Source organism: Nitrospira japonica (assembly GCF_900169565.1).
GTDB classification, from domain to species: Bacteria; Nitrospirota; Nitrospiria; order Nitrospirales; family Nitrospiraceae; genus Nitrospira_C; species Nitrospira_C japonica_A.
Genome location: NZ_LT828648.1, coordinates 1,799,226 through 1,812,242, shown reverse-complemented (window position 1 = coordinate 1,812,242; position 13,017 = coordinate 1,799,226). Strand labels below are relative to the sequence as shown.

Annotated in this window: 13 protein-coding genes; all 13 read right to left on the bottom strand. The window is 50.5% G+C overall.

Annotation, left to right across the window (positions count from 1 at the left end; all coding sequences use genetic code 11):
- Positions 1-43 precede the first annotated feature (43 nt).
- On the bottom strand, positions 44-2,890 hold the full coding sequence (locus tag NSJP_RS08695; RefSeq protein ID WP_080886515.1) for a phospholipase D-like domain-containing protein: 2,847 nt from the start codon (positions 2,888-2,890) through the stop codon (positions 44-46).
- 117 nt (positions 2,891-3,007) lie between these two features.
- On the bottom strand, positions 3,008-3,868 hold the full coding sequence (locus tag NSJP_RS08690; protein WP_172834242.1) for a phosphate/phosphite/phosphonate ABC transporter substrate-binding protein: 861 nt from the start codon (positions 3,866-3,868) through the stop codon (positions 3,008-3,010).
- A 1,036-nt stretch (positions 3,869-4,904) separates the two neighbouring features.
- Entirely contained in the window at positions 4,905-5,171 is a 267-nt protein-coding gene (locus NSJP_RS19940) for a DUF72 domain-containing protein (protein ID WP_080886513.1), read from the bottom strand.
- Positions 5,172-5,614: 443 nt separating this feature from the next.
- Entirely contained in the window at positions 5,615-6,166 is a 552-nt protein-coding gene (locus NSJP_RS08680; RefSeq protein ID WP_080886512.1) for a plasmid mobilization relaxosome protein MobC, read from the bottom strand.
- Complete coding sequence (locus NSJP_RS20090; RefSeq protein WP_197685501.1) at positions 6,166-6,522, bottom strand: very short patch repair endonuclease; 357 nt, start codon at positions 6,520-6,522, stop codon at positions 6,166-6,168. Before NSJP_RS20090 ends, NSJP_RS08680 begins: the two co-directional genes overlap by 1 nt.
- Before the next feature lie 173 nt (positions 6,523-6,695).
- Positions 6,696-6,962 carry a hypothetical protein gene (locus NSJP_RS19500; protein WP_080886510.1) on the bottom strand — a complete coding sequence of 89 codons (267 nt, stop codon included), beginning with the start codon at positions 6,960-6,962 and terminating at the stop codon, positions 6,696-6,698.
- On the bottom strand, positions 6,926-7,339 hold the full coding sequence (locus tag NSJP_RS20085; RefSeq protein ID WP_080886509.1) for an AAA family ATPase: 414 nt from the start codon (positions 7,337-7,339) through the stop codon (positions 6,926-6,928). Before NSJP_RS20085 ends, NSJP_RS19500 begins: the two co-directional genes overlap by 37 nt.
- A 171-nt stretch (positions 7,340-7,510) precedes the next feature.
- On the bottom strand, positions 7,511-8,464 hold the full coding sequence (locus tag NSJP_RS08660; protein WP_080886508.1) for a S1 family peptidase: 954 nt from the start codon (positions 8,462-8,464) through the stop codon (positions 7,511-7,513).
- A 6-nt stretch (positions 8,465-8,470) separates the two neighbouring features.
- Entirely contained in the window at positions 8,471-9,592 is a 1,122-nt protein-coding gene (locus NSJP_RS08655; protein WP_080886507.1) for an endonuclease/exonuclease/phosphatase family protein, read from the bottom strand.
- Positions 9,593-9,808: 216 nt separating this feature from the next.
- On the bottom strand, positions 9,809-10,057 hold the full coding sequence (locus NSJP_RS08650) for a hypothetical protein (RefSeq protein WP_080886506.1): 249 nt from the start codon (positions 10,055-10,057) through the stop codon (positions 9,809-9,811).
- 312 nt (positions 10,058-10,369) lie between these two features.
- Positions 10,370-11,215 (bottom strand): DUF4062 domain-containing protein, encoded by an 846-nt coding sequence (locus NSJP_RS08645; protein ID WP_080886505.1) that lies wholly within the window; start codon positions 11,213-11,215, stop codon positions 10,370-10,372.
- Positions 11,216-11,581: 366 nt separating this feature from the next.
- Positions 11,582-12,556, bottom strand: coding sequence for a caspase family protein (locus NSJP_RS08640; RefSeq protein WP_080886504.1), 975 nt, complete (start codon positions 12,554-12,556; stop codon positions 11,582-11,584).
- Between the two features lie 6 nt (positions 12,557-12,562).
- Positions 12,563-12,892: a TIR domain-containing protein gene (locus tag NSJP_RS08635; protein WP_080886503.1), complete on the bottom strand. Its 330-nt coding sequence runs from the start codon at positions 12,890-12,892 to the stop codon at positions 12,563-12,565.
- Positions 12,893-13,017 lie beyond the last annotated feature (125 nt).

Below are 13,017 nucleotides of genomic sequence, written 5' to 3'. Positions count from 1 at the left end.
AACAATAACAGGCCAAGGTTTCCCGCGAAAGGTGTTCCTGGCTCTAGCTTGCTCGCCTTCTTGCGAAGAATGAGAGATTTGGAAAATCACTATCGAAAATTTCTGATGCATTGATTCTGATCATACCCGGAGGAGCAGGTTCCCCCTTAGGGGCAAGGCGAATCGCTGGCGGGGCTTCCGGGATACGCGACCCTGCCAGATTGGTCCAATCAAATTCGAACACATCTCTGAAGTACCGAGCGACTTCATTATCATCCACGATCAGACTCGCGTCACGATTCGTATGTGTGCCGGCATTAGTGAGGTTATGGCTGCCCAAGAGAACTTTGGCCCCATCGACAATGATTCCTTTCGTGTGGCAGTTTGATTGGAGCCTGATCCTGTCGAGCCCTAACCCCCTTCGTACTAATCGAGTCAGGAGGTTGTCTTGCTTCTCTTCTGCATTACCAGGGAATTCCGAAGCATCTCGTATAATAATGCGAACATCAAGACCCCTTTTTTGCTTTGCAATGAGAATCTCAAAAAACTCCTCGAACTTGGGTCGATTGTGTTCCTTGAGTAAGTTGAAAGACTGATTTTGAATAAGGAGGCTACGGTCGGCCCCTCGGATAAGGGAGAGCACTGCGTCGATGAAGTCTTCATAGTCTGGCGTCAACAAAGGTGTGATCCGTATTCGGCGACTGAGGATCAGTGGTTGGAAGTAGTTCGGTTTCCCTCGCGGGGCTTCTAGAACACGGGCCGCATCTGGTAAAGGTACAAACAAGTCTGGCCATTCGAAAGGGGGCGCTTCAGGTTCTCGAACAACCTTGGACTGCTCATAATCGTACTGGATATAATCCTCAAACTGTCCTGCAAGATTGGCATTGTGTATTAATGCATGCCATTCACGATTATGGTCTAGCAGCGGTGCCCAGGTAGTTTCACCAGTGGCTGCAGGGTGAATGTTGGGTTGCCCAGAATCCTTCCAGTTCCCACTTGAGAGCCACACCGATTCGCGATCTGCTACTGCTACTTTGATATGGTAAGAGGTATCGAACAAGTTACGTGGTGCAAAAACTGCAGCCGAAGCGTGCTTCAGTCTATCCCCCAGAATAGTCTTTAGGCGAGCAACATTAATATCAAGAGAAGGACGGGATCGTTTCTTGGGCGGCTGGGTGACCATCAGCAGAGTGCGACCAGCAGGTTCTATGGCTTGTCGGAGCGATTCGAAAATATGCTCAGCATCCCATTCATACATGGTTGCTGTCAGTGTGCGCGTTACTTTTGAAAATAGTGTTTGTAGTTGTGGAAAGCCGCTATCTGGGCTGACGTGGAATATTGCCTCCATGTGCTCATGAACGGTCTTCAGCGACAAATTGGGAGGTTCTCGATAGTTGATTCCTGGTGGGGCCTCCAGGAGTCTTTCGGTAAAGTCAATGCCCAGTGTTTTGAGTTGGGTCCATACTGAAGCAACCTGTATGTCGACTGGCATACCGCTAATTGTTTCCGGAATTGGTTGGATATTGGCGTCTTGAAGTCGAGCCGACGAAAGTTTCTCCCGCACTTCGACAATGATGGCATCCTCGTCGGTGATCCACCCCTTTCGCACCCGCTTGCCAAGATAAATTCGAAGTACTTCCGATCGCTTCCCAAGTAGTTGACGGGCAGTAACCAGCGGGTCGGTCAAGTTCAATTGGGGAGTCGGTTGAACCTTGACTTCATTTGATGCCGATAATGTTTTGGGGAGACGGACACTTACATGGATTTCTAGGGGAATGACAAGCGTAGTATCATCCGCAATCACTTGCCTCGCCGACAATGCCTCCTGCACTCGCGGGGATTGCTCAAGAAATTGAGGGGGGGACGTATCAATATCTACCAGCGCCTTTTTGATTTCCCCGACAGGGACTGCATAGTTCGCCCGCATGAAGGATCCCTCGTAATGCAGGCCGACTGCCTCACCAGATTTCAAGCTGATTAATACCGATCCAGAATTGCCATTTAGTGTAGAGCAGTCGTGGACGACATCTTGGCCTTCCGGGGCCATGATTTGTCCAGGCGCGAGTCGTTTCTTGTTAAATACATTTCCAAAAATGTTCCGAACTAGCTCGCGTTCCCTCGGATCGCTTGACTCGGCAGGGTATCCGATGGTGGCGACAAAATCATCCTCTGCAGGAAGGCTCGATGATAGTGGAATTGGGGTAGGTGGTGCGGTCGAGCCCCAATGAGCAAGTAGCAATAACGCCAGATCTGCCCCGGAGTCTGGTGAAATGTAGAGGACTTTCTGGACCTTGGCGTAAAGGCTTCTTGCACTATTGAATTCCTCCAGGAAATCGACTGTAACTCCTAGAGGCTCAAGCGGATTGAGGCCTGGACGGAAAATAAACTGAACACCATCGGCACGAGCAAACAATTTTGCAACATGCCGATTGGTAGCTACAATTCGGTCTCGAACAAGCCAGCCTGTTCCACCCCATTCTCGACTTGGATGATTTGCGAATTCGATTCGGCCCACGGCCTGAATTCGCTGGCTGATTGTTGCCAAGGCTTCTATCCGCCTGGCCCAGCTTATCCTCATTGGGCCACCGTCGGTTTCTCTGACAAACTGATTATCTCTAATGAGAAAAACGGGTCGAGTATCAGCTCGAACGACTGCTTCCTCTCTTCGATCTGCAATATCGGTCTCGTCAGGTTTTCGCCGTTTGGTGGCATCCTCTAGCGGAAGGGGTATTAACCATTCCGGGAGTTGGTCGAGTTCAGATGCTGCTCTTGATGAAGGTGCGTCGGGTGCAAATTCTGCTTTGCGAATATACTCCGTAGAGAACTTCGGCTCGATTTCCTTGAATAATTCAGGATCGCGCTTGCTGATCCTATTGAGCCATTGCTGTGCGGCGATTGATCGGAGCTTCATTCTTGTGACTCCTTCCCCAAGTATGTAAAAGACAGCATTACCATGCTTGCCGAAATTTCCACAGTGCAGCGAGGAGGGGAGGGTGTCCAAGCACAGCGTTGTACGTCCAAGAATCTGTTAGAACGTGATCTTTCGCAATAAATCAGATTCATCAAGCTTCAGAGTACTAAGTGCATCTGAAAGTCCGTCATAGGCTTTGGAATCAATCGGCTCTAGGCCTTGAGTGTTGCCCCAAAAGATCTTAAGAGCTATTTTCCCTAATTCTGTTTGCCCGGCTGCAACAAGCGCTTCCTGTAAGCGCTTCCGTTCAGTAGCATCCTTCACGTTTACAACTACGGGATCACTAGGTAGCGGAGCAGAACGGCCGATCTGGAGGAGCACATCCCCTGCATCGCCGTATCCAGACTGATTAGCCAGATCAATAATTACTCCATCGTGCCCAGCTCCTACATCTACTTTGCCTTCATAGACAGCTCTGGAAATCACTTCATGGCCCTTGAGAAACTCTACTCGGTTAAACGACAAGAGTGGATGGACGCCAGCCTGCTTTAGCATGAAAGCCGGAATGAGAAAGTTTGAGGTGGAATATGCCACACCGTAGCCTATCGACTTACCAACCACATCACTTAGCTTGCGTATAGCGGTCTTCTTATGTGTGTAGAGCTGAGAAAAGTATACGGCGCCAACCTTTCCATCAATGATCCTTAATGCAACGGCTGTAGCAGACAAATTGTTATTGCGCCGGCGCGCAAAAATGAATCCCAATGGGTTCATCAATGCAATCTCCGCCTTATTCTCAGCGATTTGTGAAATCTGCTCGGGCACATCAAGAGGCGGTAACACTTCGACCTCGGGACTGGAGTGATTCCTAGATTTCAATTCTGAAGCAATTGTGCTTGCGAAAACCCGGATCTGCCTGTCTATCTCGGTCGGTGGGACATTTTGTGTTAGCCAGGGGTAGTAACTTAAGCGATACATACTTAGACCTCCTCCCATTCTAGAGCCTCGGTAATCATCTGCATGTGATTTGGGCACGCACCATACTCGATGGAAAAATGCAGTGGCTCCATAGCGGCCTTACATGCTAGTGAAGGATGCCATACGGGCAGCTGTAAGTCGTAAGGAGTGACGTGCTTATGTTGTGAAAAGCCGGTATCTATAGAAACGGCTCCCCGAGTATTTTCATATTTGCTGCGCAGCACCTGTACCGTTTCCGATTTCTTGGACACAGTTGTAGTCGTATTTGGCCAAGTCTTGCGGGCCGAAAATTCCGCAGGATCTTTGCCGCAGTTGAATGTGCGTTCTGCTGTTAAAGAGTGCTCTGAAATTGGGTGGGGAGGACTGCGCAAGCTGTCGTGGCAGTGCGCCGATCCTGGGCGATGTCGTAATTGACAAATGCATCAAGCCTCCTTGGATCGGCAGAAGGCAATGATTCATCGATAAGCGAAATGCGGGAAAAGATTTACAGCAGACAAGTGTGCAGCGTCAAGTAGAAAGCATCAAAAGTGTAGCGGGTACATGGAGATTAAGAAAGAGTATGCGCTACGCGGTAAGTGGCAACGCAGACTCATCCGCCACGCCCGGGTACCCGTGGTGGTACCGAGCGCGCAATTTCTTGTTGAGGACCTGGGTACCGATTTGTAACAGCAGTTGTGTGCCCGTTGGCGCCATTTCATTTGCTACACCTTCACGGTGTTTGGGCTCTCAACAGGAGCATTTAAGATCGAGGGCAAGGTTGGTACGCTGGGGCAGTGATGACGTTGGACGCAAGCTCATGTTACATTGAGCGCACGTCTGGATCCACCAAATCACTCCGATGATCTGACCCCGGCCCTTGGTAGGGCAACGGATCTGACTTTGGGATAACATGCCAGAAGCTCGGTCCCCTTTCAGAAAGGACTCACCTGCGTTACGTCGGCTATTACACGCCATCGTGTAGTGGTGAGGAGCGCCTGCCAGTCGGTACTGGCCACTTCAGGCTAGCAGGATAAGCCAAAGTAGAAATATGCAGCGCTCAGGTCTCCGCAGCCTGCAGCGCATTCCGGAGGGCTTGAATTGTCAAGGGCGCATTCCCCTCGCTACGGTTATTCACCAAGACATACGCCGTGCGCTTTTCTCCCACCGCTTTCTTCACCAGCTCCACGGTATCTCGCCGCATCTCTGGCAGCTCTTCCACAATCCTGGTGTAGGGCTCCGCTCGTTTCTTCGCGACTTCATAGGACATCTTGAGTGGTGTCAGGAGGCGCAAGACCGTGAAGGGCACCGTGAAATGTTTCTCCATCCGTTGATGCTATTCACCTAACGAAGGCATAGAGGACCAATGGTTGTAGACATGGGCGACGCCCTGATGCTCTAAGACCTTGCGATAGTCAGAACCGAGCAATCCCGCGTTACGAATTTCGACTGGATAGCGAAAGTCCTTGGGGAGTTGGCTAAAAAAGGTGTCCAGTCGTGAGCAGAACTCTCCGCTCGAAATCCCGTGCTGTAGAAACTCGAAGAGGAACGGGTCGGTGTTGGATCAGCAGTAGGTCATTTGCCGCACATATATGGCGATGGCACGAGCCTGTGACGTGCTGAGTCATCCGCCGGTACTCGCCTTCACGGGTAAACCAAGACGAAGGTGCCTGGTGCTGGAAGACTGCCGCGATGGGCTCGCCGTTGGGACATTGAAGCGCCGCCTCCCCCACTCATCGAGCCACCCATCGATACTCGTGTGTGCCGCACTCATTGGATGTGCCAGCGCTCTACCGTCCCGCGTAAGAGATCGGACACCTTCTTCGTATGGGCCTGGATCACGCGAGAGAGTTCAGTGATGACCTCGACGCGAAACGCAACTTGGTGCCGAGGCGAGGTATTGAAGACTTTCGCAATCTGGTTCAAGTTCCTGCCCAAGGCAAGCAGTTGTTGATTCGACCGGGCCAATCCCTCCAATTCCGGCTGCCCGAGATGCGGCTGTCCGGTCGACTTGGTGCGGATCATCGCCACCACACATTTCGTCGGCACACAGCCTTCGTGACCGGCCATCCGCTTCAGGGCAGCGAGTTCTGACGGCGTGAGGTTCACTTCCATGCGAGCAGTGGCTCGTTCAGGCTTCGGCGTGACGCGCAACCGAGGCGCAGGAGCCCGCGTTGCTCTCCGGTCCATGGCCTGCCGAAGGGCGTTCCGCAGGGCATGGCTCGGAGTTACCTTGTGCTCGTCACACCAGGCCTGCCAGGGCGCTTTCAGTTCACCCAGCTCCACCGTCACCGTGGTCGTCCGTTTTGCTGTTTTCCCCATCAGCTCACCTGCGCCAACCCTAGCCGAGACGCCCCGCGCCCCTCACCGACCAGTCGTCGAAGCATCCGGGTATTACTCTTGTCGCGCTGGACATTTCGATTGATCTTTTTAATCCAGTACTCTTTGTTCAAGCATCTTGAGAATTGTCGATCAAGAGATTCTAGACCCCGCAGTTTCCACTGGCGACCATGCCAGAAATCGCCATCAACGAAGATTGCTACTCGTTGATTTGGGAACGCGAAATCTGGTCTTCCGGGAATGTTTGAAGGATGGGACCGAAACTTTCTTTGTAGAGTACGAAGCGCCTTTTTAAGCGTAAGTTCTGGTGTAGTGTTCTTCGATCGTACCGCCGCCATTGTACGGGAGATGACTGCCCTACTTCGGCGCATTATGCCGTGTGGTAATACTCGACTCATCGGCGCGTGTCAATCGCTTTGTTCTATATATAGTATGAGCATAACAAGGCAAATACCATAACCTGTGGTCCTTCAATTTCCGGCTCGAAAAAGCCTTTCGGTAAAACCTTTTATTAATCAAACCCGAAATCGATTAGTTCGGATATGAGCGTATAAATTGTGTAGGCCAAGGTAACCACAGACATTTTCAAAGGAGTTTCTGCCTGCATCTCTTGGAAGAAGCGAGCAAAATCTTGTTTGAATTTGCTGAAACCTTGTACTTGATCAAAGAGAGCCACAATCTGGCTAAACTGTTGGTCGAGTTGGTCGCCGAGAAAAGCACACCGCTGATTGAATGTTTTTCTTATTCTTCCCAGCAGTGTCCAATCGTTGAATGACATTGACGGTCAAAAGTTCTGTCAGCCCCGAGGTAGGTACACGGAAATTGTCCCTTCAATTCGTTAGTCAGAAAACTTCCGTTACCGAACAATTTGTACTGCGATTGTTGGTAGTGCCATTTGAATGAAATTATGTCTTGTGTGTCAAAAGAGAGCTTGATCGATATCTGATTGTCCGTATCATGTCCATAATGATCTCGGGCTTGGAGTTTCTCGTGTGTCCACCATTCAGGGCCTAAAATATTGTTCACGGTTCTAACGATGTTCGACTTGCCGGCATTGTTAGCCCCTACCAGAATAAGTAAATTATTTTCTGGGAATAGAAGATTGGCGTCCTTAATGGAACGAAAGTTTTTTATGGCGATGTTCTTAATTCTCATGAAATCTAGCCCGTTAAGGCTTCACGGACACTTCCGTGAATGATATGCAGCCTGCCTGCTAGCTTTGCGTTCCTTAGCATTTTAATTGGCTTCGGCGTACTTACGCGCGGTTCAATAGTTCGCTGCTTACAACGCAGTAATTTTCAACCTTCCTAGCTAAACAGACAGGCTCTAGTGGTGCTCCTTGCTTTTCCAGTAAGCAGCTATTGTCTCGTTTACGAGGTCGATAGGAATGATCTGTGCTAGGCCAGAATTCTCTTGAAATATTATCCGTGGTTGATTTGTTTGGGTACTAATTGCCATCTCAGAATATGGTAAGTACCCTTTCACCACCCCGATCAGATTGGCCGAACCTAATGGTTGAGTCCCCTGAATTGCTACGGCCTCTGGCCTGATGATGACAGGGCCGCCACTGTTGCCTGGGAAAATCGTGGTATCAATCAAGAATTCTTTCGCACTGCCCGAAAGAGCGTCCCTGATTCTCGCAATAATACCTTGCCGAGCTATTACATAGTTCTGTTCTCCTCCTACGAGCTCCATAGGGAAACCTAAGACATAGACTCCATCACCTTCCGACACACCAAGTTTGCTCGCGCTCGAGAGATCTAGCACATGAGCATCACTACGAAAAAAATTCAATCTGAGCTTGTGTTCCTGTCTTATCGCATCGAAGCCAGTTGGCACAACGGCAATGTCGACAGCAGGGTCGGGGTGAGAGAACCAAATTGGCCTGCCCTTATCATCTTGAAGGGGTAACTTAAATTCTTTTGCTGGTTCTTTCCCTTCAACGTTGGCTCTAACGAACATGAGCGTTTTTCCAGCTAATACATGACGGTTAGTCACTAAAAAGGTGTGGTATCGTTGTGTTTCATCTGACACCTTCTCGTAAAACTCTCCATACATGAAGCCAGTGGCCACCCAATGCTTGCTACCGTCATTTGCTAAGAGACCAATAGCGACTATGCAGTCGAGAAAAAAAGGGGGAATGAGCGCCATGAATCCTTGTGGTCTACGCATGCAAAGCTCCTTTAGTGAATGTGCCGAACAGGCTTCCTGCCGGGTTTGCATAACACTAAATTGAAATATGTGGCGCTCGAGCTTCTCTTGACCAATTTCCTGGCTCATGGTTTATCAGATCGCCAGATCCACCCAAAGCGCCGCATGGTCGGAGGCGGCATCCTTTTCTGATTTCATTTCTGGTAAGATCGGCCATAACTTACCGTTCTTCCCACCCCAGACACCGCGTCGCTCGACCCCGGCTTGTTGAACCACAGCCCACAGCGCGGGTGACAGCAAAATGTAGTCAAACTTGCTCGACGCAGCGCCATCCCCATGTGTGCCGGTCCGACCGTCACCGTGGAACTGGGGATGTTGACTAGTATCTTTTAAATCAGATCCCTGTTGAAGTAGGTGACTTAGCGGCACGCTGGTGGGAATATCATTGAAGTCTCCAATAATGGCGATGTGGGCGATACCCTCCTGCCGGCGAAGATCATAAATTTCTCGGACTCGTTTGGCTTGGTCCTCTCGCTTGGTATTGGACGAGGCTGCTGTCCCATACCCCTTGCTCTTGAAGTGATTGATCAGCACCAGCAAACGGGTACCGGATGGCAGCGTGAAGAGATATTCGGGACAATCACGACTAAAGATCGACAATGAACCCTTCTTGTCGTCTACGTGACTGCGCATGGAGTCGATGGCAAAGGCTTTGCGGCTCATAATGCCGACGTCGATCCCACGGTCATCATTGCCATCGATCAGCATGACGTGCTCATAGGGCTGTCCTCCGATCTTCTTGATCGCGGCACTATTGAACTCGGTCAATCCCATGCGATCTTCCGCCTCGACGATCCCAATAATGTCGGCATTCACCAGATGGACGATGCGGGCGGTATTCTCCGTGGCCACTTCTTTGATGTGTTCCGTCTTCAATTCGAACCAGCCAATCCAGTCGCCTCGTCCATTGGCTACGATCTCGACTGGCTTACTCTTGGGTTTCTTAAAGAAATCACCTCTGATGTCCCTAAGGTGGATGTACTTGCTGTCTTTCTTCTGCGGCGAGTTCAACCCCGGATACTTCCCCATGATGTTGATCAGTTCTTGTTTGTCGGCCGTGGAGTAGGAGTCCTGAGCGACAAGCTCGTTCAGTCGGGCATAGTCCTTGAGGACTTGAGCGCCATCGCTCCACTTGGGCAGATTCATGATCTTCGGTCGGTCGAAGAGATTTTCGACATTAAAGGTGGCGAGTCGCATCGGATTCTCCTCTCTCAAGGCATGAGTATCAGGTGCTCTCAGTACTAACTCAGTTACCTGAAGGAAAGACCATGAGCGTCTTGGATTTTTCGCTGAAGCATAAAAGAGTGTCAGGATAGGGTCAATTCCTAAGGCGCAAATACACGTATTGATTCTCCAGGTACCCTCGCTTGAGAGGGAAGCCTCCGGAGAGCCGGAAGCTTCCCCCTCAGGGGCTTACCGCCTCAATGCGTGAGTGGCGATCCACTCCTGAGCCTGGCGTGCGACGGTGCGCAAGGCTTCTAGATCGTTGAGACCGAATGAAGCCCCATTGCGCCACGCACCCGATTGATCTTTGTACGGACGAGAGAAGGTTGTTGCGAAGAACGGACCGTTCTCACTGCCATTTTCCCAAATTGTCGCCTTGATGTTGCCAAATCGCAGCGTGTTGGCCGGCTGTTTGAACTGTTGTTTCTTAGACGCCATCGTGCTTCCTCCTTTGGTTTGAAATGCAGGTGGCTCTCTCACGGAAAGAGGAGAGCTACCGCACATTTCGAAGGAGGAAACATGAGGCTTAAAGGGGACGGCTCACATATATGCGATGTGCAGCGGAGGTGACAGTGAAACTGGCGCGAACGGTGCGTTTCGGTGGATCTCTAGCTAGTGTATGCCGTGAGTGGAGCTCGGCAGCGTTGGTGTCCCAACGGGATTGGATGGACTTTGCACAGCCTTGCAGGATACATGGGCCACACCATTTCTAGGTTTGTTAATGCCGTGTAGAGAAAGACTCAGTCGGGGTTATGCAGGACTCTGGTCCCGAAGGCGATCGGCAATGATGTAACCTTGGTCGGTGACAAAGAAGACCTCTCCCTTACCGGTCCTGTCCTCAATCATATCCTGCCTATATAACTCATCGACAGCGCTTCTCCAGCGAGCCGTTTCGCGGGCATCGCTGCTACTAACAAAGTTCCGACCATGAGTGACCACACTTGTTCCCCCGTGAGTTTGGAGCCGCATGATCACGCCATTAGTATCTTGGGTTGCTTCAAGCAATAGTTCTCGTGCTGCGCTGGAAATGGAAGGGATCGGATCAGGACGGATCACCGGCAGATCGGCTAAATTGACCTCATCTGCCGTGAAATTGCGAATTATCGTCTGCGCCAGCTGACGAACTAACTTCTCTCTGAATTGTGATAAGTTTTCGTACTCTTCTATGAGTCCACGCTTTCTGCATGAGTCTTTGAAGGTCTTAAGTGCTTGGTATTGCCCACTATCCACGCTGTCGGGAAGGACAGGTGCGGAAGAGAAATAGATCATCGCGGGTTTGCCTGCTCGTCGATGTTCTTCGATCTCTTCGACAGTTCCGCTTTGAGCTTCACCAGTAGGGCTTCCAAGACGGGTCCAAAAGACCGCGATAAGCAGATCCGAATCGCTCAAGACTTGTCGATTAACTATCGCTTGCGGTCTGTCGCCCATCTCGGGCGATGAATGAGTTTCCCAACAGACCGGCATTAGGACGATTCCTCGATCTTCTGAGTGTATTGCATTCCACTCGTGAATTAGTTCGCGTACTATCCTTCGTTCTTGGGGCACATCCACCGGCGAAGCGATCATCACCTTTATAACATTGGCTGTATACGACATTCGTTATAGTCCGTGCCTAAAGCCACGCTTAATAAGACAGATCGAGAATATGTTAATCCGTAGGAGAAATTGAGGCCTGCACGGTCAATTGCAGCACATTCTGGTTGACTTTCGGTGGAAAGTGCCTCTGCAAATCGGTGAGTTTCTCTACACCACGGTTTATGATGACGGCCGCACAGAGCCGCAGTAGTGATCCCAGGTGCGGCCAGTGCGATCCTTAAGGCGTCTGTATCCGCGTTGGATGCAGTGCTTCGCTGCAGACGTCTTCAAAGGAGGGGCACTCATTTGCCCTTGCCTTTCCGCGCGATGCTTCCTGACAGGCTCGCTAAGAAGGCAACATGGCCTGGGGTGAGCGCGTTAGTCAGACTAAATTCTATTTTGCTCTACGAGCCTGCGGTAGTGTTCTCCTAGGACTGTAAGCTTGCAAGCCTTGCTGCTCATCGCTGCGTGCCACATATGTGGGGCGTCCACGGGAACAACGAGGTTCACGCGATTGTACTTTTGAAGGATTGCAAATTTGGCTGTGTTGACAGGGTTTGGGATTGGAATCGTCGAATCTTGGCTTTGCCGCTCTGGTTCATATGAGGGATCGAGTTTAAACTCAAATCCTGGAAAAGGGAAAAACTCTGTAATTCGCTGGAGCTCAATCAAGCTAATAGGCGGTTGGACTTTTCGTAAAGATACAAAGCTTTTCACATTGGTTTTGAACACCGGGCGCTGATCCCACGGACCGAGTGACTGATCAATATGTGCATAAACGCTTCCAGGAGTTACATCGCCCACTAGGTTCCCTGCTGCCCCGTTGAGCGCGTCAACGAAAAGCGATGTGAATACACCGGCGCCGTTCTTCTCGTTCGCATATTGGTCTGCCGTGGATGCGGTAAGAATCGTGGTGCCTTCCTTAATTTCGGCGTTTGTTGGTGCCGAAGGGTTGGTTCCTGCAATTCCGGAGTGACAGCTATCCAGCACGATGATTCTATTTCTGGCAGCAGACCGGTTTGCAAACGTAAGAACGTCTCCTAAAGGTATGCCCTCATCACCTGTTTTCGAATCACTTGCAATAAGATACCCACCAGTCGCTTCAACATGACCGTGTCCAGCGAAATAGAAGAGCGCAGTTTCGGACTCATCTGAAAAAAGATCCTGAATGTGCTCCCTTAACTGCGACCGCAAGACGCGGTCACTTGGTCCAGTACCCGTGAGAAGCTTTACCGCGAAATTTACAGTGCCGTCGCTATTTCTCTCTAAGGCGCTCTTTACGGCATGGGCATCGTCAACACAACCATATAGCTCGGAGGCATGACTGTAAAAATTGATTCCGACCACGAGCGCCTTTCGCATTGTTACCTATCTACCTCCGTCGATCAGCGTCTTGAGGTTCTCCCACGTCCAATTGTAGAGCTTGTCTGTGGATTTCGCTGATGTCGGCCTCGTGCATTGCTTATCTCCGTAAGCTGCCAATAGGAAATATGATTTGTCCTTCTCCTGCGCAATCGTTAGCTCCGCAGCCACACCTCTTGCCGTGTGTGTGCGTTCGCCACAAAGGACAATAACGACGTCAATATTGTCCATTTTACGCCGGACCTTCTCTTGCCAGTCTCCAGTCAAGTGATCTTTTACTGAGGCATCTTTGAATTCAAAAGGGCTATCGGGGAAAACCGATTGCCCTGACAGCATGACCTTCGCTCCTACATCATTATCATAGTCGAAACATCATAGTCGAAACTTATGAAAATCCTTTTCTTTACTGCCATATATCGCTCCTAGCTATTGGGAAGCGGCTTGACGGCGGGCAGGTTACC

What these genes read in the sequence shown, in the direction of transcription:
- NSJP_RS08635 (WP_080886503.1), bottom strand. Translation starts at nt 12,892, where the DNA reads ATGCTGTCAGGGCAATCGGTTTTCCCCGATAGCCCTTTTGAATTCAAA.
- NSJP_RS20090 (WP_197685501.1), bottom strand. Translation starts at nt 6,522, where the DNA reads ATGGCGGCGGTACGATCGAAGAACACTACACCAGAACTTACGCTTAAA.
- NSJP_RS08680 (WP_080886512.1), bottom strand. Translation starts at nt 6,166, where the DNA reads ATGGGGAAAACAGCAAAACGGACGACCACGGTGACGGTGGAGCTGGGT.
- NSJP_RS08645 (WP_080886505.1), bottom strand. Translation starts at nt 11,215, where the DNA reads ATGTCGTATACAGCCAATGTTATAAAGGTGATGATCGCTTCGCCGGTG.
- NSJP_RS19500 (WP_080886510.1), bottom strand. Translation starts at nt 6,962, where the DNA reads ATGTCATTCAACGATTGGACACTGCTGGGAAGAATAAGAAAAACATTC.
- NSJP_RS08660 (WP_080886508.1), bottom strand. Translation starts at nt 8,464, where the DNA reads ATGAGCCAGGAAATTGGTCAAGAGAAGCTCGAGCGCCACATATTTCAA.
- NSJP_RS08695 (WP_080886515.1), bottom strand. Translation starts at nt 2,890, where the DNA reads ATGAAGCTCCGATCAATCGCCGCACAGCAATGGCTCAATAGGATCAGC.
- NSJP_RS08640 (WP_080886504.1), bottom strand. Translation starts at nt 12,556, where the DNA reads ATGCGAAAGGCGCTCGTGGTCGGAATCAATTTTTACAGTCATGCCTCC.
- NSJP_RS08650 (WP_080886506.1), bottom strand. Translation starts at nt 10,057, where the DNA reads ATGGCGTCTAAGAAACAACAGTTCAAACAGCCGGCCAACACGCTGCGA.
- NSJP_RS08655 (WP_080886507.1), bottom strand. Translation starts at nt 9,592, where the DNA reads ATGCGACTCGCCACCTTTAATGTCGAAAATCTCTTCGACCGACCGAAG.
- NSJP_RS20085 (WP_080886509.1), bottom strand. Translation starts at nt 7,339, where the DNA reads ATGAGAATTAAGAACATCGCCATAAAAAACTTTCGTTCCATTAAGGAC.
- NSJP_RS19940 (WP_080886513.1), bottom strand. Translation starts at nt 5,171, where the DNA reads ATGGAGAAACATTTCACGGTGCCCTTCACGGTCTTGCGCCTCCTGACA.
- NSJP_RS08690 (WP_172834242.1), bottom strand. Translation starts at nt 3,868, where the DNA reads ATGTATCGCTTAAGTTACTACCCCTGGCTAACACAAAATGTCCCACCG.